At 45.1% G+C, this 20,551-nt stretch carries 18 protein-coding genes and 1 other annotated feature (1 of these 19 cut by a window edge); of the genes, 1 reads left to right on the plus strand and 17 read right to left on the minus strand.

Annotated elements, in window-relative coordinates; genetic code table 11:
* Nucleotides 1-5 (minus strand) — a binding site (T-box leader); it reaches 227 nt to the left of the window's first position.
* A 75-nt stretch (nt 6-80) separates the two neighbouring features.
* The 15 genes from dnaI to citZ all read right to left on the minus strand — a co-directional run bounded on the left by dnaI (nt 81) and on the right by citZ (nt 17,031).
* Nucleotides 81-1,025 (minus strand): primosomal protein DnaI, encoded by a 945-nt coding sequence (gene dnaI / locus NCCP2222_RS02595; RefSeq protein ID WP_248509312.1) that lies wholly within the window; start codon nt 1,023-1,025, stop codon nt 81-83.
* Nucleotides 1,026-1,027: 2 nt separating this feature from the next.
* Entirely contained in the window at nt 1,028-2,389 is a 1,362-nt protein-coding gene (locus NCCP2222_RS02600; protein ID WP_248509315.1) for a replication initiation and membrane attachment family protein, read from the minus strand.
* Between the two features lie 42 nt (nt 2,390-2,431).
* Nucleotides 2,432-2,896: a transcriptional regulator NrdR gene (nrdR, locus tag NCCP2222_RS02605; protein WP_238082535.1), complete on the minus strand. Its 465-nt coding sequence runs from the start codon at nt 2,894-2,896 to the stop codon at nt 2,432-2,434.
* Nucleotides 2,897-3,144: 248 nt separating this feature from the next.
* Nucleotides 3,145-4,167: a glyceraldehyde-3-phosphate dehydrogenase gene (locus NCCP2222_RS02610; RefSeq protein WP_248509317.1), complete on the minus strand. Its 1,023-nt coding sequence runs from the start codon at nt 4,165-4,167 to the stop codon at nt 3,145-3,147.
* Nucleotides 4,168-4,281: 114 nt separating this feature from the next.
* Nucleotides 4,282-4,884: a dephospho-CoA kinase gene (coaE, locus tag NCCP2222_RS02615; RefSeq protein WP_248509318.1), complete on the minus strand. Its 603-nt coding sequence runs from the start codon at nt 4,882-4,884 to the stop codon at nt 4,282-4,284.
* Nucleotides 4,885-4,895: 11 nt separating this feature from the next.
* The gene (gene mutM / locus NCCP2222_RS02620) at nt 4,896-5,768 is read right to left on the minus strand and encodes a bifunctional DNA-formamidopyrimidine glycosylase/DNA-(apurinic or apyrimidinic site) lyase (protein WP_248509319.1); all 873 of its coding nucleotides are present in this window, start codon (nt 5,766-5,768) and stop codon (nt 4,896-4,898) included.
* A gap of 9 nt (nt 5,769-5,777) precedes the next feature.
* The gene (gene polA, locus NCCP2222_RS02625; RefSeq protein ID WP_248509320.1) at nt 5,778-8,402 is read right to left on the minus strand and encodes a DNA polymerase I; all 2,625 of its coding nucleotides are present in this window, start codon (nt 8,400-8,402) and stop codon (nt 5,778-5,780) included.
* Nucleotides 8,403-8,494: 92 nt separating this feature from the next.
* Nucleotides 8,495-9,499, minus strand: coding sequence for a protease modulator HflC (gene hflC / locus NCCP2222_RS02630; protein WP_248509321.1), 1,005 nt, complete (start codon nt 9,497-9,499; stop codon nt 8,495-8,497).
* Nucleotides 9,499-10,467 (minus strand): FtsH protease activity modulator HflK, encoded by a 969-nt coding sequence (gene hflK, locus NCCP2222_RS02635; protein WP_248509334.1) that lies wholly within the window; start codon nt 10,465-10,467, stop codon nt 9,499-9,501. Before hflK ends, hflC begins: the two co-directional genes overlap by 1 nt.
* Before the next feature lie 284 nt (nt 10,468-10,751).
* Nucleotides 10,752-12,161: a two-component system histidine kinase PnpS gene (gene pnpS, locus NCCP2222_RS02640; protein ID WP_248509347.1), complete on the minus strand. Its 1,410-nt coding sequence runs from the start codon at nt 12,159-12,161 to the stop codon at nt 10,752-10,754.
* The gene (locus NCCP2222_RS02645) at nt 12,158-12,871 is read right to left on the minus strand and encodes a response regulator transcription factor (RefSeq protein WP_375709148.1); all 714 of its coding nucleotides are present in this window, start codon (nt 12,869-12,871) and stop codon (nt 12,158-12,160) included. Before NCCP2222_RS02645 ends, pnpS begins: the two co-directional genes overlap by 4 nt.
* A gap of 16 nt (nt 12,872-12,887) precedes the next feature.
* Entirely contained in the window at nt 12,888-13,364 is a 477-nt protein-coding gene (locus NCCP2222_RS02650; protein WP_248509349.1) for a MaoC/PaaZ C-terminal domain-containing protein, read from the minus strand.
* 179 nt (nt 13,365-13,543) lie between these two features.
* Nucleotides 13,544-14,485 (minus strand): malate dehydrogenase, encoded by a 942-nt coding sequence (gene mdh, locus NCCP2222_RS02655; protein ID WP_248509350.1) that lies wholly within the window; start codon nt 14,483-14,485, stop codon nt 13,544-13,546.
* Between the two features lie 77 nt (nt 14,486-14,562).
* Nucleotides 14,563-15,822 carry an NADP-dependent isocitrate dehydrogenase gene (gene icd, locus NCCP2222_RS02660; protein WP_248509351.1) on the minus strand — a complete coding sequence of 420 codons (1,260 nt, stop codon included), beginning with the start codon at nt 15,820-15,822 and terminating at the stop codon, nt 14,563-14,565.
* Between the two features lie 93 nt (nt 15,823-15,915).
* Complete coding sequence (citZ, locus tag NCCP2222_RS02665; RefSeq protein WP_238082565.1) at nt 15,916-17,031, minus strand: citrate synthase; 1,116 nt, start codon at nt 17,029-17,031, stop codon at nt 15,916-15,918.
* Nucleotides 17,032-17,211: 180 nt separating this feature from the next.
* On the opposite strand from citZ, the gene NCCP2222_RS02670 reads away from it, so the two are divergent.
* On the plus strand, nt 17,212-18,189 hold the full coding sequence (locus NCCP2222_RS02670) for an AI-2E family transporter (protein ID WP_248509352.1): 978 nt from the start codon (nt 17,212-17,214) through the stop codon (nt 18,187-18,189).
* Here the strand turns inward: NCCP2222_RS02670 and NCCP2222_RS02675 are convergent.
* Both NCCP2222_RS02675 and pyk read right to left on the minus strand, forming a co-directional pair.
* The gene (locus NCCP2222_RS02675; RefSeq protein WP_248509353.1) at nt 18,179-18,562 is read right to left on the minus strand and encodes an FxsA family protein; all 384 of its coding nucleotides are present in this window, start codon (nt 18,560-18,562) and stop codon (nt 18,179-18,181) included. The genes NCCP2222_RS02670 and NCCP2222_RS02675 overlap by 11 nt on opposite strands.
* A gap of 226 nt (nt 18,563-18,788) precedes the next feature.
* Nucleotides 18,789-20,549: a pyruvate kinase gene (pyk, locus tag NCCP2222_RS02680; protein ID WP_248509354.1), complete on the minus strand. Its 1,761-nt coding sequence runs from the start codon at nt 20,547-20,549 to the stop codon at nt 18,789-18,791.
* Nucleotides 20,550-20,551: the final 2 nt, after the last annotated feature.

A 20,551-nucleotide genomic window follows, 5' to 3' on the forward strand; every position in this document is an offset into this window, starting at 1 on the left:
TTTTAATCATTTAATACAAATTAGTATAAATGTGCTCTGCCTAAAAATCAAGCCATTGTGATAGGAATTCACAAAATGCGTCAAGATCTTCTTCTGTTTTTACCACGAAGTGCGATTGGCGAGCTGATAATCCGAATCCGTTCCATTAGACGAGCCGCCTTCACTTCCTCTTTTTCGCCTCGCTGGGTATAGGTAAGATGGTGCTCTAGCTCATCCAGTGTAAAGTTAGAAGTAAAGAACGTCGGGAGCTCTTGCGCCATTCTGTACTGCAATATCGTTCCAAGCACTTCATCTCTCGCCCAGGCAGACATCGATTCAGCACCGAAGTCGTCCAGCATAAGAACAGGCGCTTTTTTGACAAAGTCGATCTTCTCATTCAACGTCTGGTCCTGGATGGATTGTTTCATTTCCCTTAAAAATTCCGGAATATACACAACCACCGTCCGTATTTGACGATTGGCCAATTCATTGGCCATCGCTCCAAGAATAAACGACTTTCCAGTACCGAACGGCCCATGGATATAAAGCCCTTTCTCTGGCAGCTTTCCTGTTTCAACGTATTCATTAATAAACCGCGCTGCCGCTTCGACCACTTGTAGCCTGCTGTTATCATGCGTCAAATCCACGTCTTGCAGCCTGGCCTCCATGACATCCTTCGGCATATGCATGCTCTCGATCATTTTGGAGACTTTCCTGCGTTCATCATCGATCTGTTTGTTCGGACATATGACGTAATCGAGATCAATATAATTGGCTGTCAGAATTAATTTCGGCTCATAGCCTTTCATCACGTTAATACAGCCTTCCAGATTCGGACAGCTCTCACATTTATGCGAGGAGGTAACGAATTCATATAACTTACCGATGCTTTTATCCACGACAGCCTTATCAATGTACTGCGAATGTTCCTCCAGGAAACGTTGAACCTCTGTATTTTCAAGCACTTCATTTCGAAGCTGATCATATCTTGCGGTCAATGCAGGCGCATTAATGACCCGCTTCATCGCATTGCCGATCCGTTCCATTGTTATTTCACCCCACTATTCATCGCTTCCAGTTTAGCAAGCAGTTCTCGGCGCTTTTCTTCAATCGCCGGATCATCAGAACTCGTCGGTTCTTCCGTCTTGGGCTCTTTATTCTCCCTGAACCATTCCGGCACCTTCTCTTCGCGGACAGGGTTTCGCTTGCTTGTGTTCTTTTGTCCATCCTTCAGCCACTTGCGGTATTGATCCGACTCTGCTCGGGCGAGTTCCATCGCTTCTTTCGCGGTTTTCACTTTCTTGTTTCTCCAAGTCGAGGCAATCCGTTCCACAAAATTATTCGTAATTTTACCTTCATTCCGTATGATGACATAATTAAGCAGGACATTGACGACTCCAATTGGAAAACCATACGTATTGATCAGTTTTTCAGCTAATTGGACATCCACAGAAAGCGGTTCGCTTCCTGTATACCCCCTCAATACTTCAACAGGCGATGTTGTTTCCATGTCATGTATGAATTTTTCTTCCTGCGTCATATGTTTAACAGGTTTCTCTTCTTCCACAGGAGCCTGTTGAAACACTTTTTCTAAGACAGGCACTTGTGTGGATCGATTCATTTTATAAAAGTCCACTGCGGCTTTGCGCAATCTTTCTTCCGGTATTTTCAGGTTGTCATCCAATGCCATCATAATCACTTTTTGCATATCAAGAGGTGTGAACGAGTAGAGGAACGCCAGCTTTTCAATCAATTCCCTCGATACAGAGGAAAGTGAAGAACTGGGCACCATCTGTTCAGACAGCCCGGCGCGCAGCATGCCAAAATCGAACCCTGAATCGGCAAACGGGATACCGATCGGCTTTGAGCGACTTAGCAGGGCCGACTCTTCCGATAAATCTTCAGGCACGCCATAACGAATGGGCTTGTACACATCTAAAAACGTCCTGGATACTTCTTCATACGATTCTTCTACGGGCACATCGGAAGCAAAGCGGCTAAGCAAGCCACGGTATGCCTGCTCGCCAATCTTGCTGAACAAGAAGGTGGACAGAAGCGGATCTGCAAAAAAGGATTTGGCATCGAGCGGCGTCAGCAGTTCATAAATAAACGCCCGATCTTCCGTCAGCTGCTTGCAATAGGTCCGAAGCAGCCCAATTCCTTCCAGGGACAAACGGGATTCGAATACTTTCCCGAGCGGCATCGTCAGCACATTCATCAGGTGATAGTGGTTGTACTCACTCTCTTTATCCCGCTCGGCATCTGCCCAAAGCGTCAAGAACAGGCTCATGGCCTCCGGGCCGATCAGCGGTTGATAAAACAACGTCAGAAGCTGGCGGTCATAGTCCGAGAACGGATGCGACAGTTTTATTTTATACGTATCGACAGGTTGAAGTTCTTTATAGAGCATCCGAAATCGTTGCCTCCCTCTTACATCATCGTTATTTCAATCCTATTGACGGTCCTTCTTGTTTTGCAAGTTTTTCAGTTCTTCGATAAAGACGGTAATATCTTTATATTGGCGATACACCGAAGCAAATCGGACATAGGCCACTTCATCGACATCCGCCAGTTTTTCCATAACCATTTCTCCGACATCTTTCGAGTTGATCTCGACGATTCCGGCACTTCGTAACTCTTTTTCAATGAGATAGACAATATTTTTCAAAGAGGTCAACTCTACCGGCCGTTTTTCACAAGCACGAATCAAGCCTCTTAATAGTTTTTCTCCGTTAAATTCTTCCCGGGTGCCATCCTTTTTCACAACGACCAGCGGCATTTCTTCCACCTTTTCAAACGTCGTAAATCGGTAAGCGCAATTCTCGCATTCCCGGCGTCGCCTAATGGAGCGGTTTTCTTCTGCCGGCCTGGAATCGATAACTCTAGTACCGTTAAAGTGGCAAGCTGGACATATCATAATTGTTCCTCCACATTTCCGTTTAGTACCCTACATTATAACAGAACCGGGAGAGAAAATATATTTGTCTATGCGAAGTTTCGACTTTATTCGCCACTCACAATTTCTGGTATCCCTACAATTTCAATGAATTGCACTATTGAAAACAAGATAAAAAACCTAGCAGTGAACCTTCCATCTGCTAGGTTGATTTTCATTCAGAGTCTATCAATTTCGGACGGTTTCATCAAAACCTTCCGAACGGAAGCTCATGCATTCACTTTTTCTTTCAATGCGTTTGCGACTTTTTTCGTCAATTCAACGACACGCGCGGAGTAACCCCATTCATTATCATACCACGCCAACACCTTCACTTTTCGGTCGCCCATGACGATCGTTGTCAATCCATCAACCGTTGCTGAGACTGTCGATGTGTTGAAATCAACAGATACTAAGGGTTCCATCGTAAAAGCAAGAATACCTGCCATTTTCCCTTCGGCCGCTTCTTTGAATGCGCCGTTGACATCTTCCACTGTGACATCTTGTTTCAAGTCAACAACAAGATCGACTAGGGAAACATTTGGAGTTGGTACACGAAGTGCCATCCCGTGGATTTTTCCTTCCAGTTCCGGCAAGACAAGCGCTAAAGCTTTCGCTGCACCGGTCGAAGTTGGGATGATCGACTGTGCGCACGCACGTGCACGGCGTAAGTCCTTATGCGGGTTGTCCAGGTTTTTTTGGTCATTTGTGTAGGCGTGTACAGTTGTCATCAATCCATTTTCAATGCCGAACTTATCGTTAAGCACTTTTACAACCGGAGCAAGACAGTTTGTCGTACAGCTTGCATTTGAAATGACATCATGCTTTTCTATATCCAATTTCTCTTCGTTTACACCAAGAACGATTGTAACGTCTTCGTTTTTCCCTGGTGCTGTGAGTATGACTTTTTTGGCACCTGCATCCAAGTGCAGAGCAGCCTTTTCACGCGCATTAAATACACCTGTCGCTTCCACGACAACATCCACGCCAAGCTCTTTCCAAGGCAATTTTGAAGGATCCCGTTCTGCGATCAACTTGACTCTCTTGCCGTTCACAACGAGTGCATCTTCTTCGGCAATGACCTCTCCGTCAAAGGTGCCATGATTTGTGTCATACTTAACTAAATGGGCTAGGGTTTCAGCCGGATATGAAGCATTAACCGCTACAACATTGACTTCATCATCCATCATCATTTGACGGAAAACCATCCTGCCGATCCGTCCAAACCCATTAATAGCTATCGAAGTAGTCATGAAATAAATCCTCCCGCATGTATGTTATACTTTTTAACTTATATCCGTTCATTAGTATAACACATATTATGCAGGAGTATAGACTTTGTGAAAAGAATAACAATGTTCCACTTTTCAGAATAGAGGTTCGGCTTTCCATTCTTCTAATACGGCTTCAAGCTGTTGCTTTGTCGCTTCCAAAGCCCCGTTGTTGTCGACAATCGCGTCCGCACCGCGCTCCTTCACTTCCATTGGCAATTGCGAGGAAATTCGGGATTCCGCTTCGGCTTCTGATAAACCGTTCCTTGCCATAAGCCGGGATTTTTGCAAGTCCTTCGTCACCGAAACGACTAGGATCTTATCGACAAAAGGCTGTAACCGGCTTTCAAATAACAGGGGTATATCCATAATGACAGTTGAAGCCCCTTTGGCAACCCACTCCTCTTTCTGACGTAGCATTTCTTTTCGGACAGCCGGATGTATAATGCCGTTCAGCTGCTGGCGCTTTTCTATATCGTTGAAGATGAGATCGCCCAGTTTAGCCCGGTTTAACTGGCCATCTTCCATAATAACTTCATCCCCGAACGCTTTTTTGATTTCACATAACACAGGGCTCCCCGGCTCTACCACAAGCCTTGAGATTTCATCCGCATCAACAATTGGATACCCTTTTTCCCTCAGCATGGCCGCCACCGTACTCTTTCCGCTGGCAATGCTTCCCGTTAATCCTATGATCATTTTTTCACCCTCTAATGTTGGCATGATGGGCAATAGACGGACGTCCTGCCCGCAATTTTTAAACTCTTTGTCCTGGTGCCGCACCCGGGGCAAAATTTCTTGCCGTACATTTTGAGCCGCTCCTGCATCGTACCTGCTTCGCCGTTAATATTCCGATAATCTGAAATGGAGCTGCCGCCGGCTCTGATGCTTTCTTGCAACACGTCGACAATCGTTTGGAACAATTCAATCTTTCGTTCTTTGCTAATCCGTCCAGCACTTCTGTTTGGATGGATTTTCATCGTATACAACGCTTCAGTGGCATATATATTCCCACATCCAGAAATGACATGGCCGTCCATAATGACTTCTTTGATCGGTTTACGTGCGTACTTCGGCGTCTCGCACATGGCAAGAAAATGATGCAGCGCCTCCTCACTGAATGGCTCTGGGGCCATCTCCAATAGCGGAGGATAATCGGACTCCGCCTTAACTAATCGCAATTCACCGAAACGGCGAATATCCGAGTAGACGAGAAGTCCGCCGTCCGCCATTTCAAAGGTCACATGGACATGCCGCCGGAAGCGTTCTTCTTTTATGTCATCTAGTGTATCGACAACGAACCAGGCTCCCGTCATGCCAAGGTGGCTTACGAGCAAATATGGCTCTTCATCCCGTTCTACATGGAAATAGATATACTTGCTTCTTCGGGATAAAGCGAGGATTTTCATCCCCGCCATCTCCGAAATGAAATCTTCACTTGTTATGCCCTTGACAATCGCTTCTTTCCCGATCTGTTTTGCGGACAGCACCGTTTCTGATATTTTGACGGAAAGGATGGTCCTACCTGCGGAAACAGGCGCAAGTGATCGGACAACCCCCTCCACTTCCGGTAATTCCGGCATAGTAATCCCTCACTTCGTTTCGTACCAGGACGAACCGAACGCCCACTCGACTTTTAATGGCACATCGAGTTCAAGCGCAGATTCCATCACTTCCGGCACAATTTCTTTCAATAGTTCAAGTTCTTCCTCAGGCGCTTCAAAAATCAATTCATCATGTACTTGCAAGAGCATGCGTGTTTGAAGTCCTTCCGCTTCAAGCCGGGCATCCATATCAATCATCGCTTTTTTAATGATGTCGGCGGCCGTCCCTTGAATCGGAGTGTTCATTGCCGTCCGTTCGGCAAAGCTGCGCAAATTGAAATTGGAGCTTGTAATATCCGGCAAATACCTTCTTCTATTAAGAAGGGTCGTAACATACCCTTCCATTTTCGCATTCGCCACGATATCTTCCATGTATTGTTTGACACCAGGGAAGGTGGACAAATATGTGTCTATGAATTGGGCGGCTTCCTTCCTCGTTATATTCAAGCTTTGCGAGAGTCCATAATCACTGATTCCATAGACGATACCGAAGTTGACCGCTTTAGCGGATCTCCGCATATCCGATGTGACTCCATCCTTGTCCACTTTGAATACGTTCATCGCAGTTTTTGTATGAATATCCTCGCCTTCCTTGAAGGCCTCCATCAGTTTTTCATCTTGCGACATATGCGCCAGAACGCGAAGTTCAATTTGGGAATAATCCGCCGCAAACATAACCCAGCCTGGTTCAGATGGAACAAACGCAGCCCGAATTTTCCTTCCTTCCTCTAAGCGGATCGGGATATTTTGCAAATTCGGATTAATCGAACTGAGTCGTCCTGTCTGCGTTAATGCCTGTTGGAAACGGGTATGGATTTTACCGTCATCATGAATTTCCTTTGTTAAACCTTCAATATATGTGGAATTCAATTTCCCTAACTGGCGATAGAGCAAAATAAATTCAATGATCTCATGTTCACTCGCTAACTTTTCCAAAACATCTGCCGCTGTGGAATAGCCCGTTTTCGTTTTTTTGATTGGCGTCAGCCCCATCTTTTCAAACAAGATGACCCCCAACTGTTTAGGAGAGTTAATATTGAACTTCTCCCCGGCGATTTCATAGATTGTATTCTCCAAATCCACGAGCCTGCGGGACAGCTCAGTCCCGATATCACGCAAAGTAGCCAAATCGGTCTTGACACCTGTGGACTCCATCTTGCCTAGAATGATAGCCAGCGGCATTTCAAGATTATAGTAAAGCTCAAATTGTTCATTTGACTGGAGTCTCTCTTCCAACGTCGGTTTAAGTGCCCAGATGGCTTCTGCTTTTCTGCCGGCATGCTCTGCAAGACGCTGTACATCTGGAACAGCTTTCTTAACGCCTTTTCCATATACTTGCTCGTCCGGCTCCACGTCGTGGTATCCAAGCTCCTCCGCAACTGATGCCACATCTGTGTACGTTGCAGATGGGTTGGAAATATAAGCGGCAAGCAGAAGATCGAATTCCAGTCCATGGATTGGTATTCCTCTGGAAGCCAGAGAGGCGTAGGCCGCTTTCGAGTCCGATGCATACTTTTTCACTTGCTCATTCCGGAGCCACGCTTTAAAATCCTCGGAGCCAATCGCTGTTTCATATGGAATATACATCGTCTGTTCCCCGTCTGACAGGGAAAAACCCTCAATAGCCGCAGACAAATAGTTTTCATCCATCATTTCGACGTGAAGAGCCATTTCATCTTTTAAATCCTCATCCATTATTTCATTTTTTAGAAGGACATGGATTTCCTTTTTAGGCTGTACAGAAGCGCCGGGCTCCAATTTTTCAAGCAATGTCTTAAACTTCAATTCCTGATAGACGGTCTTCACTTTTTCATTATCCGGCCCGTCATAGGAAAGATCGCCAAGTGAAATCTCAATTGGGGCATTCACTTCAATCGTCGCCAATTTTTTACTCATGAATGCCTTGTCTTCATTTTCAGTCAGGTTCTCTTTCAGCTTCTTCCCAGAAACTTCATCCAGTGATTCATATAGTTTCTCGACTGTGCCATATTCCTTCAAAAGCTTAAGTGCTGTTTTTTCCCCAACTCCCGGTACGCCCGGTATATTATCAGATGGATCGCCCATAAGACCTTTCATATCAATGATTTGGTCTGGCGAGATGCCGTATTTCTCCATCACATGTGCCGGCGTGTACCGTTCCATCTCGGCGATTCCTTTTTTCGTTATGCAGACCGTCGTATGCTCACTTGCCAACTGGGTCAAATCCTTATCGCCTGAGATCACGACAACGTCGTATCCATCTTCATTCCCTTGCTTGCTCAGCGTGCCGATAATATCATCTGCCTCAAAGGAATCAAGTTCATATTGCGGGATTTGATACGCTTCCAGCAACTTGCGCAAGTAGGGAAACTGCTCCGAAAGCTCGGGCGGTGTTTTTTGCCGTCCGCCTTTGTATTCACTAAATGTCTCATGACGGAACGTTGTTTTCCCCGCATCCCAAGCGACGAGCATATGTGTCGGTTTTTCCTCTGACAAAATATTTTGCAGCATCATCGTAAAGCCGTACACCGCATTCGTATGGATGCCAGTATCATTTGTTAACAACGGCAATGCAAAAAAGGCGCGATACGCCAAACTATTTCCATCCAACAAGACAATCTTCTGATTCGTCAAATTGATTCCACTCCCTCGTTCATTCCAATAAAAAAAAGTCATTTTCATTTATTTTACCATTCGGTAAGAGTAAATGAAAATGACGTCAACTATCACTCGATATAACCTGTTAATATCTTCGCGTACGGTGAATTTGCCGGCAAAATGATCATAGTATCTTCGCCGATCGTCTTAGTGTACGACTGCAATGTTCGGTATAAATTATAGAACTCTGGGTCTGTTGAGAAGGCATTGTTATAGATCTTTGCCGCCTCGGCTTCTCCTTCAGCATGGATGATGGCCGCTTCTTTCTTGGCTGTTGCAAGCATTTCCTGCACTTCCCGGTCTGTTTCTGCTTCAATCCGTTGTTTCTCTGCATCCCCTTCGGATAAATACGTTTGGGCAGTCGATTGCCGCTCAGAAATCATTCGCGTATAAATTGAGTGCTCGTTCTCTTCCGGCAGATCGATCCGTTTCATCCGAACGTCGATGACTTCGATGCCGAAATTCCCTTCCTCTAAAAAGGCGTTCACTTTTTCAGTTACCCGGTCATTCAAGCTGCCCCGGGACGAATCTTCATCGTTGACGATATCCGTATATTGAAGCTGGCCCATTTCATTCCGGACAACGGAATAGATGAATTCTTCCATCCGGGCTTCCGCATTGATAATATTTCTTGCGTTAGCAATCATCTTCGAAGGATCTGTGATTTTCCAGATCGCATAATTATCAATGATGATACGTTTTTTATCTTTAGTACTGATTTCTGCTTCTGAGACATTATACGTCATCTGGTTTTTCGGCAAGGTAGAAACTGTTTGAATGAAAGGGATTTTCATATTCAGTCCTGGCTCATCGACAATCCGGGTAATCTCTCCAAATTGACGGACAACCCGATATTCGTCTTCCCTCACGATAAATACATTCGCAAGTAAAATAACGAGGATAGCAAAAATTGCTGTTAAGTAGATCGCCAGTTTCACATATTTCTTCATGTTTACTGGCCGTTTTGGCGTTACGACTTTCGCACTTCCGGTCTTCTGATTCTGCTGTTTAGCCCGCTGTTTTTCCAGGAACTTTTCTTCTATGCTTTTGAAAGGATTGTTTTCATTCGACATCAGTTGCCTCCCCCTTCCGTTTTCTGTTCAGCCGGCGGCGGTGTTTGGGTCTCCATCTGCTGAAGAGGTAAATATTTCAGCGTTTCGCCCTCATCATTCATAATAAAAATCTTCGCTTTCGGAAGAACGGATTCAAGCGTTTCAATGACGAGTCGCTGGCGTGTAATAGTTTTATTCTTTGCGTACTCCGCATGCAGATCATTGAAAAGCGCAACATCTCCCAGCGCCTGTTCAACACGGGACTTTTTCTGTCCGAGGGCACGTGATTTGATCGCATCCCTCTCACCTTCTGCTTCACTTTTTCGCTGGTTTTCATATTTTCTAGCTTCGTTGATTTTTGTGTTTTTCGTTTCACGCGCATCTGTAACAGCTGTGAAAGCAGCGCGGACATCTGCATTCGGAAGTTCAACATCTTGTAATTTAACACCTTGCACCGAAATTCCGATATCATATGTGGTCATCAAGGAAGTTAACAACTCACGTGTCTTTGCCTCAATATCAGCCTTTCCGTCCGTTAGAGCCGCGTCGATCGTGGAACTTCCGATGATCGAACGGATGGAAGCGGAAGTGGCATCATGGAGGATTTCCTGCGGATTTTGGGAACTGAATAAGTATTTCTGCGGATCTGTTATTTTCCATTGGACAATGAGATCAGCCAGGACGATATACTCATCCCCTGTAATCATTTTGGTTTCCTTATCGTATGACACGAGTTCTCCATTCGGGTCTTGCTTGTAACCGAATTGTAGACTGAATGTCTCTTTTGATAATTTTTCAACTTGCTGGATCGGCCATGGCAACTTGAAATGAAGCCCTGATTCAGTCACCGGCGTATCTGCCTTTCCAAACGTTATGACAACCGCCTGTTCTGATTCATCAACGGTATACCACGTTGAAAATGCCACTAACAACAGAACAACAGCTGCCAATATCATGCCGACAAGAACTCGTATGCGGCGTGTGCTCATAATATTGCCCCCTCTTCTATGTATCTAGTCTTTATACGGCTAAGTTACCAAGAGGTTTCAATAATTTGTTTATATTCAAGACACCCTGGACTAACTTAGCGATTTTCATCGAGGAATATTTGGTAGGAAAATAAAAAAACGCTAGAAAGGCCGCGCTGTTAGCCGCAACCGTTTCTAGCGTTCCCGTAATTTCATCGAAAAAAGTTTAACCCGATATTCTATCTGCATCAGTTTATGAAAGTTCCTATCTTTGTCAACACAGACTGAAGTGAAACCCTCGTTCATTATCTCAACAAAGGAAGATGAATGGTAAAGGTCGTTCCGATGCCCACTGCACTCTGAACAGTAACGTGTCCGTGGTGGGCTTCGATTAAATGTTTGACGATGGCAAGGCCTAACCCAGTGCCGCCAGATTCCCTACTGCGAGCCCGGTCGACCCGGTAAAACCGTTCGAATAAGCGCGGAAGTTCGGATGGTGAGATGCCGATTCCCTCATCTCTCACTTGAATGGTCACTTCGTTTTCCATTTTCTTTGCCAAAACTGTTATTGTCGTCTCTTCTTTCGAGTAATTGATGGCATTTGTAAGAAGGTTCACCATTACTTGAATGAATCGATCCCGATCCGCCAGCACCCGAATGCCAGGTTCGACTTCCAGCTGAACCGCCATCCGCTTCCTCTCCATCGAACCTGAGACGATTTTAATGGCGTCTTCGAGAACGGATGCCAATACGATCGGCTGCAATGAAATCTGGAAGCCTTCTTGCTCAATGCCGGAGAGCTCCAATAAATCATCGACCAGCAACTTTAAACGGTCACTTTCTTTCAAGATAATTCCCAGGAATTCGCTTGCCACTTCAGGTGATGCAAGCGCCCCGTCCAGCAAGGTCTCAGCAAATCCTTTAATTGAGGTAATCGGTGTCCTCAATTCATGGGACACATTTGCGACAAAGTCTTTTCGAACTTCTTCCAGCCGTATTAGTTCGGTTATATTATGCATGACAATGATAATCCCTAGCCAATTCCCATGCCGACCGATTACCGGGGCCCCGTACACGCTCAAGTGGTAGACGGCATGCCCATTGTCGATTCTTACTTGTTTTTCGTGGGCTTGCTCAGTCATGAAAACATCTTCGATTAAGTCTTTGATGTCTGAGGGGAGTTCAATTTCTTTAAACGTTTTTCCTAGCAGCTCTTCAGATGTCAATCCGAACGTTTTTTCAAAGACGCCATTCAGCAAATTGACCGAGCCCTCTCTGCCAAACATGAGTAACCCGCTGCCCATACTTTCAATTAAGGTTTTCAGCCGTTCCTTCTCCATCGACCGTAAAATAGAAACCTCTTGTAAGTTTCTCGCAATTTGATTAATGGCAATTCCGAGAACATCATTGGATTCCTGTTCAGCAATCGGCGTCCTTGCCAAATAATCACCGCCCGCAATTCGTATAGCAGTGGCGGAAGCTTGATCGATTGATTTGCTATATTGCCGGAATACACGGTAGCTAATGAAAAAATACATCAGGCCGGCAACTGTAAGAACGATTACGAGGAAAATCATATATTTATCTTCATGAACATCATGAAGCTCTTTCGGAAAGAATTGAAAAAACTGGCCGAGGACGAGTCCTAAGCCAGTAAGCAAGATGAAAAGCATGACCGCATTTGCAAGGACGAGCCGGGTATGTAAGCTTTTCATTTTTCCTTCGGCTCCTCGAATTTATACCCGATGCCTCTCACCGTCTTGATGAACACCGGCTTCCTTGTATTCTCTTCTATCTTCTCACGCAGATGGGAGACGTGAACATCGACAATTCTCGTGTCTCCTGCAAAATCGTAATTCCAAACAGCACTGAGCAATTGGTCGCGAGTCAGGACACGGTTTTTATTTTTAATAAAATAAACAAGCAGTTCAAATTCCTTTGGTGTAAACTCCAAAGGTTCCTCATGAAGATAAGCCTCGTACTGCTCTGGATGAACTTTGATTGGTCCTGATGCCAGCGTTGATTCTGACCGTCCGGAATCGGGACGATCGCCCGTACGCCTTAACACGGCTTTCACCCTGGCAATTACTTCACGCGGGCTGAATGGCTTTGTCATATAATCATCAGCGCCAATTTCCAGTCCTAGCACCTTATCCGGCTCTTCGCCTTTGGCTGTCAGCATGATAATGGGAACATTCACTTCCTGCTGGCGGAGCAGCTTGCACACTTCTATTCCATCCATTTTAGGCAGCATTAGATCCAGTAAAATCAAATCCGGTTGAACCGTTTTCACCATTTCAATCGCTTCCACCCCATCGACCGCCACATACGTATCGAAATTGGACTGTTTTAAGTTGTATTCCAGCAAAGTTCGGATCGGTTGCTCGTCATCTACGATCAACACTTTCTTTTCTACCATTCTCATCTCCTCCATCTATCTCTTAGAAGTTTTCCATTGCTTGTGATGTCAAATTGTCTTCCAGTCTCGGAGGTATGACGACGACTGTTCCTGTAATGACCGTATCTCCCACTTCGTCTACGGCTTCTATTTTTAATGTAACCGCATTTTGATCGAGTTCGACTCGTATGACCTCAAAAAGGAATTCAATCGTCTCGTAATGATAGACTTGTTTAGGGAAGGACAGATGCTGTTCAATAACATGAGAGCCAGGGCCAGGCAAGTATTTTGAAATTGCGGACGTTATAATGCCCGTCAACATGATCGTTGGCACAATCGGCCGGTCAAACGCTGTTCTCGAGGCATAGTCATGTTGCACGTATAATGGATTTGCATCATTCGTCAATCCCAAATATAAGAGTAAATCCTTATCCTCGATCTTCTCAGTCAACTTCAGCTTTTCCCCTGAAGAGATTTCATCAACCTTCCGTCCGATCCTGCGTTTTTTCCCTAATAACAACTTGGTTCCCCCTTACTTCAAAATACAATCAATTTAAACTACCATTTACGGTGAAAGCTCATCCGATACTTTGAGTGTATCAATAAAAATGAGAGAAGTAAAAAAAATCGAGCAGTTCCTCTGCCCGATTTTACAATAGCTTAACAATCAAGTTTATGAAGTTCAACTTATGGAAGTGTTTAGTCTGCAAGGACTTCCATGACTGCTCTGACCGAATCGGCAGACTTCGCTAAAGCGGCTGCTTCCTCATCCGTCAAGTCAAGCTCGATGATTCTTTCAATTCCACCTGCCCCGAGAACCGTCGGAACCCCGAGATAAATGCCGTCCATTCCGTATTCCCCTTCCAAATAAGCAATGGAAGGTAGGACCCGTTTTTGATCCTTTAAGATCGCTTCAGCCATTTCTACAAGCGATGCGGCCGGGGCATAATAAGCAGATCCGTTGCCAAGAAGGTTGACGATTTCTGCTCCGCCTTTCCGGGTCCGATTCACAATTTCCTGCAATCGATCCGGCTGGATCAATTTTTCTAATGGAACGCCGCCCGCTGCCGAATAACGGATAAGAGGCACCATGTCATCCCCATGGCCGCCCAGAACAAAACCTGTCACATCTTTTACTGATAGATTCAGTTCCTGCGCTACAAATGTCCGGAAACGAGCCGTGTCCAGCACACCGGATTGTCCGATGACTCGTTCCTTCGGAAATCCAGATTCTTTATATACAGTGTACGTCATGGCATCCACTGGATTAGTTAATATGATGATCGTCGTTTCTGGAGAATGCGTAACAACTTCACTCGTCACAGCTTTCATGACCTTCTGGTTCGTTTGGACAAGATCATCCCGACTCATCCCCGGTTTACGGGCAATCCCTGCCGTAATGATGACAAGATCTGAGTTTTTCGTATCGGCATAGTCGGATGTTCCTGTAATGTTTGCATCAAACCCTAGTACTGGTCCCGCTTCCAACATATCTAACGCTTTCCCTTTTGTCGGATCTTCCATTTGAGGGATGTCCACAAGGACTACATCACACAGCTCCTTTTGAGCAAGAAGAAATGCGGTGGTCGCTCCGGTGAATCCAGATCCGATGACTGAGACTTTTTTACGTTTCATTGTCATGGCAAACTCTCCTTTTCTGATCAAAATAAAAAAAGCAAGAGGGGAAAGATTTCCCACTCTTACTTCAGTCTAGCTAATTAAAGGTTTTTAATCAATTCATCCGCAAATTCAGATGCTTTTACTTCTGTCGCACCATCCATGAGACGTGCAAAGTCATATGTGACCACTTTAGAAGCGATTGTCTTTTCGATTGATTCTGTAATCATCTTAGCAGCTTCATTCCAGCCCATATGCTCAAGCATCATAACGCCTGAAAGAAGTACAGAAGATGGATTTACTTTATCAAGACCTGCGTACTTCGGAGCTGTACCATGTGTTGCTTCGAAAATTGCATGTCCAGTTACATAGTTGATGTTCGCTCCTGGAGCGATACCGATACCACCGACTTGTGCAGCAAGTGCATCAGAAATATAGTCACCGTTCAAGTTCATTGTTGCTACGACGTCGAATTCCTTCGGACGTGTCAAGATTTGTTGTAGGAAGATATCAGCGATCGAATCTTTTACGATGATCTTGCCAGCCGCTTCTGCATCAGATTGCGCCTTGTTAGCCGCGTCAGTTCCTTCAGCTTCTTTGATTTGATCATATTGGTTCCAAGTGAATACTTTGTCGCCGAATTCTTGTTCAGCCACTTCGTAACCCCAGTTTTTGAACGCGCCTTCAGTGAATTTCATGATGTTTCCTTTGTGTACAAGCGTTACAGACTTGCGGCCTTCTTTAACTGCATAGTTAATCGCAGCGCGCACAAGACGTTTTGTACCTTCTTCAGAAACAGGCTTAATGCCGATACCAGAAGTTTCAGGGAAACGGATTTTATTGACGCCCATTTCGTTTTGCAAGAAGGCAATCACTTTTTTCACTTCATCTGAACCTTCTTTGTACTCGATACCTGCATAGATATCCTCTGTGTTCTCACGGAAGATAACCATATCAGTATCTTCTGGACGCTTGACAGGAGAAGGAACGCCTTCAAAATAACGGACGGGGCGCAAGCAAGTATATAGGTCCAACTCTTGACGAAGTGCAACGTTCAATGAACGGAATCCGCCTCCGATTGGTGTAGTTAGAGGTCCTTTGATTGCGATCAAATATTCATCGATGATGTCAAGTGTCTCTTGTGGCAGCCATTCTCCTGTTTCGTTGAATGCTTTTTCACCTGCAAGAACTTCTTTCCACTCAATTTTCTTCTGGCCATTGTATGCCTTATCAACAGCAGCTTCCAATACGCGGGATGCAGCATGCCAGATATCTGGGCCTGTACCGTCACCGATGATGAATGGGATCGTTGCGTGATCCGGAACGTTTAATACACCGTTTTCCATTGAAATTTTAGCCATTGCAGTTTCCTCCTAATAGTCAAAAGTAGAGGGCCGGTATCAGTTCATACCGCCCCACTCATTTCTTGTGTTGAGAGCTCTCGAAAAACTCTCTTACCGCTCGTTCATCGGCACGTATTTTTGCTTGTCTGGACCGTTGTACTCGGCACGCGGACGGATCAATCTATTGTTTGCATATTGCTCCAAAATATGTGCCGTCCAACCGGAAGTACGGGAGACCGCAAAAATCGGCGTGAACAAATCATGGTCGATACCAAGTGAATGATATACCGAAGCGGAATAGAAATCAACGTTAGGCGGCAAATTTTTCTCGCCTGTCACGATCGATTCAATTTTCTCCGACATATTGTACCACTTTTCCTCACCGCGAAGCGAAGTCAATTTTTTAGACATTTCACGAAGATGCTTGGCACGCGGATCGCCTTTACGATAAACGCGGTGGCCAAAGCCCATGATTTTTTCTTTGTTGTCCAGTTTTTCACGGATGTATGGTTCAACATTTTCTTCAGAACCGATTTCCATTAGCATCTTCATCACTTGCTCGTTCGCACCGCCATGAAGAGGTCCTTTCAATGCGCCAATTGCCGCAGTGATTCCGGAATACATATCGGATAATGTTGCCACACAAACACGCGCTGTGAACGTAGAAGCGTTCAGCTCATGGTCAGCATGAAGTACGAGCGCTTTATTGAAAGCTTCAATCGCAATATCTTCAGGCTCTTCGCCATTCAGCATGTAGAGGAAATTAGCTGCGTAACCTAGCTCGCTCTTAGGTGCGACCGGCTCAAGTCCTTTACGCACACGTGAAAAGGCTGTAACAACCGTAGCGATTTTCGCTTGAAGTTTAATCGCTTTTTCATAGTTCGCTTCATCGGACATATCTTCCGCTTTGTCATCGTATAATCCGAGGAGGGAGATGGCTGTGCGCAATGCTGCCATCGGATGCACTTTGTCGATCGGATATGTTTTAAAATGGTCAAGCACTTCCTGAGGAATTGACATGTTGTCTGCAAGCTGCTGCTTCAATTCAGCCAGCTCGTCCTCTTTCGGAAGACGTTGGTGCCATAGTAGGTATACAACTTCTTCGAAACTTGCATTTGTCGCAAGATCGTCAATGTCGTAACCGACATATGTAAGAGTGTCATCAATGATGGAACTGATTGCGGATTGCGTCGCTACGATTCCTTCCAACCCTTTTGATGCTGTCATATTACTCGCTCCTTCTCTCAGTGTAGCCTTTATCTTCTAAAATTCGCTAGAAAACGGCTCTTCTGATAATAGTTTCTGTCTAAAACGCTTACATGAACCATTATAATCAAACTTGACAGTTTTGTGAATGGAAACGCTTGTTTTGTTTTAATTCTCGATTGAAAAGGATGGTCTAAAGCAATGAAAAACCGTCTAAAGCAGCAAAATATGGACTATGGCAGGATATTGTTACAATGGCTGCCTGCTATCGTTGCCTGTCTCCTCGTGTTTATTGTGCCGCCGATTGCGATTGCTGTCATACTTGCCTATTTCACAGCACCCTTTCTACATGCAATCCGTGCTATTTTCAAACTGCCTTTATCGTTATCCACATTGATTGTCATGCTCGTTTTTCTTTTCCTGTTCAGCACATTTACACTGATGACGCTGCATGGGCTGATGGATACTGTACCGACAATTGAACGGCATATTCTTCCTTTTACAGGAAATGCCGATTTGTCCGGCAAGGTGTTTTCCTTCATGGAGGAAAAAGTCGTGCAATATGGACAATCGTTACTGGAGCATGCCGTGTCTTTTCTCACTAAGCTGTTCCAGCAAATATTCAACCTTTTCTTGTTCCTGGTCGCGTATTTTTTCGCACTGCGGGAATCTGGAAGAAACCGGTTTTGGTTTTTGCTCTATTTTCCGGTTTCCATGAGATCTGCAGCCAAACGGGTATTCATGAAATCCGGGGAGTTAATTGGGACATTCCTGTTTGTTGAAGCTCGTTTATTCCTAGCAACATACATCACCCTTTCGATCGGATTCAGCTTACTCCGGTTTGAAGCCCCCTTGGGAAGTGCATTTCTCGTGTCATTGATCGACAGTCTGCCCTTTCTCGGAATTGGCCTATTCTTGCTCCCGATGGCAGCCTTCTTTATCTATACGGACCAATTGACTGTAGGAATTTCTTTATTGGTGCTTTATGTATTCATCTTAGTGACAAGACAAATGCTGGAGTCGTATTTCTATGCTTCCTCTTTCCGTTTGAAACCGATCCATGCATTTATCGTCACAGCGTGTTCCGTTTATCTATTCGGGCTTCCCGGCATCCTGTTGACGCCATTCCTGTTATTCGCGGCACTCAAAGTGAAGGAGCATCCTCTTTTCAACGGATGACGATGCTCCCGTTCTGCATCTTCTTGTGTATCCACTTTACAATGAACGGCCTGATGAGCTTTCGCGGGCCAGGGAATAAAAGCAGCAATCCGCACAAATCAGTGAGAAACCCGGGCATGATTAACAGAATGCCTCCTATAAAGATGCAAATGCTGTCAATGAGCGCATTACCGGGTGTTTCCATTGTACGCATCCTCGCTTGGAGATCACGCCACGCTTTCAGGCCTTGCCGCTTTGCCAAATACGCTCCCCCTATTGCTGTCAGGAACACTAAAGCTATCGTCGGAAATACGCCGAGGGTTTTTCCAGAATAAATCAATACAGCGATTTCCGTAGAAGGGATTAGGATAAACGCTATAACTAGCCATCTCATTGGATTCCAGCCTCCTATCATGTGGATTTGAAAGTTGAGTTAATTAAACCGGCCGCTGGACATGTAATAGGTTTAGGCTCATTTCCTCTTTACTTTCAGGCAAGCTTAATCGCCAACACAAATTGGCCGGCCCATCCCTCAACCATCATTCTCCGTATAGCAAAAGGCTGCTTTTCGTTCATCCAAAAGCAGCCTTTCACCATTTGTTTATGAAATAAAAGAAATGTTACAGTACCCGTGCGTGGCCATTATAAACGACACCTGATTCTGCATCCATTGTAATATCATTGCCATGAATAATCACTTCAGTTGCTTTTTCCACTCCGACGATAACAGGGATGCCGAGGCTGAGTCCAACAACAGCTGCATGGCTTGTCAGACCGCCTTCCTCTGTAATTAATCCTGCACATTTTTCGATCGCCTGCATCATATCCTTATCGGATGAATTCGTGACCAAAATTGCGCCTTCCGTGTCATAAGCAAGAGCCTCTTGTGCATTATGCGCGACAACTGCCCGGCCAAAAGCGACGGATTTCCCAATTCCCTGCCCGCGAGCCAGCATATCTCCGATTACATGGATTTTCATTAAGTTGGTCGTGCCCGCTTCTCCAACCGGCACTCCTGCCGTAATGATCACCACATCGCCATGAGTGACATATTGGTGTTTTACGCTTTCTTCCACTGTATCCTGCAAGACCTCGTCAATTGACTTTACTTTTTTGCTGATAACTGGATAGATGCCCCAAACAAGAGTTAGTTTTTTCGCACAGACTGCTGAAGAACTAACAGCGATAATCGGGCAGCCCGGACGATATTTAGAAATCATTTTTGCAGTATGTCCGCTTTCTGTAGGTGCCAGTACTGCTTTTACTTTCAGATTAATGGCAGTATACGCAGCGGCTTGTCCGATTGCCTCTGTCATATTGCCTTGCTTTTCACGTCTGCGAGTAGAAACGACAGAACGATAATCGATCGCATCTTCTGTTGTGATGGCAATACGGTCCATTGTACGCACCGACTCGACAGGATATAAGCCTGCTGCCGTTTCCCCTGAAAGCATAATCGCATCAGAGCCATCGAGAATCGCATTTGCTACGTCACTTGCTTCCGCACGTGTAGGACGTGGATTGCGCTGCATCGAATCGAGCATTTGTGTTGCAGTGATGACCGGTTTGCCTGCTTGGTTACATTTCTCGATCATTCTTTTCTGTACGAGCGGTACTTCTTCTGCAGGGATTTCAACACCCAAGTCTCCGCGCGCTACCATCAATCCATCAGAAACGGTTAAGATCTCATCGAGGTTTTCAACGCCCTCCTGATTTTCGATTTTCGGAATGATGTGGATGTCCGTGCCATTGTTTTTTTCAAGCAACTCACGAATTTCCATTACATCGGAAGCACGGCGCACGAAGGAGGCAGCGATAAAATCAACACCTTCTGAGATACCGAAAAGAATATCTTCTTTATCTTTTTCCGTAATGCCAGGCAATTGAACGGAAACGCCAGGAACGTTGACCCCTTTTTTGTTTTTAAGAGTACCGGAATTTATGACGATCGTGTGAATCAAGCCTTGTTCCTTATCTTTCCCTGTTACCTCCAATTGGATTAAACCATCATCCAAAAGGATGGTAGAGCCCGTATCTACATCTTCGATCAATTTTTCATAAGTGACGGAAAACATATTCTCATTTCCGACCACTTCTTTCATAGAAATATCAATCGACTTGCCTGTAATCAACTCCACTTGCCCGTTCTCCATCGTATGCGTCCGGATTTCAGGGCCTTTCGTATCCAATAGGATCCCGACGATTTTCCCTTTCTTGTCCGCCGCTTCTCTAATAGAACGGATCCGTGCGCGATGTTCTTCATGCGAGCCGTGTGAAAAATTCAAACGGGCTACATTCATGCCTGCATCGATTAAACTTTCAAGAGTTTCAGGCGCCTCACTTGCCGGCCCGATCGTACATACTATTTTCGTTTTTCTCATCA

It is taken from the genome of Sporosarcina sp. NCCP-2222, from assembly GCF_023168145.1.
Taxonomy (GTDB): domain Bacteria; phylum Bacillota; class Bacilli; order Bacillales_A; family Planococcaceae; genus Sporosarcina.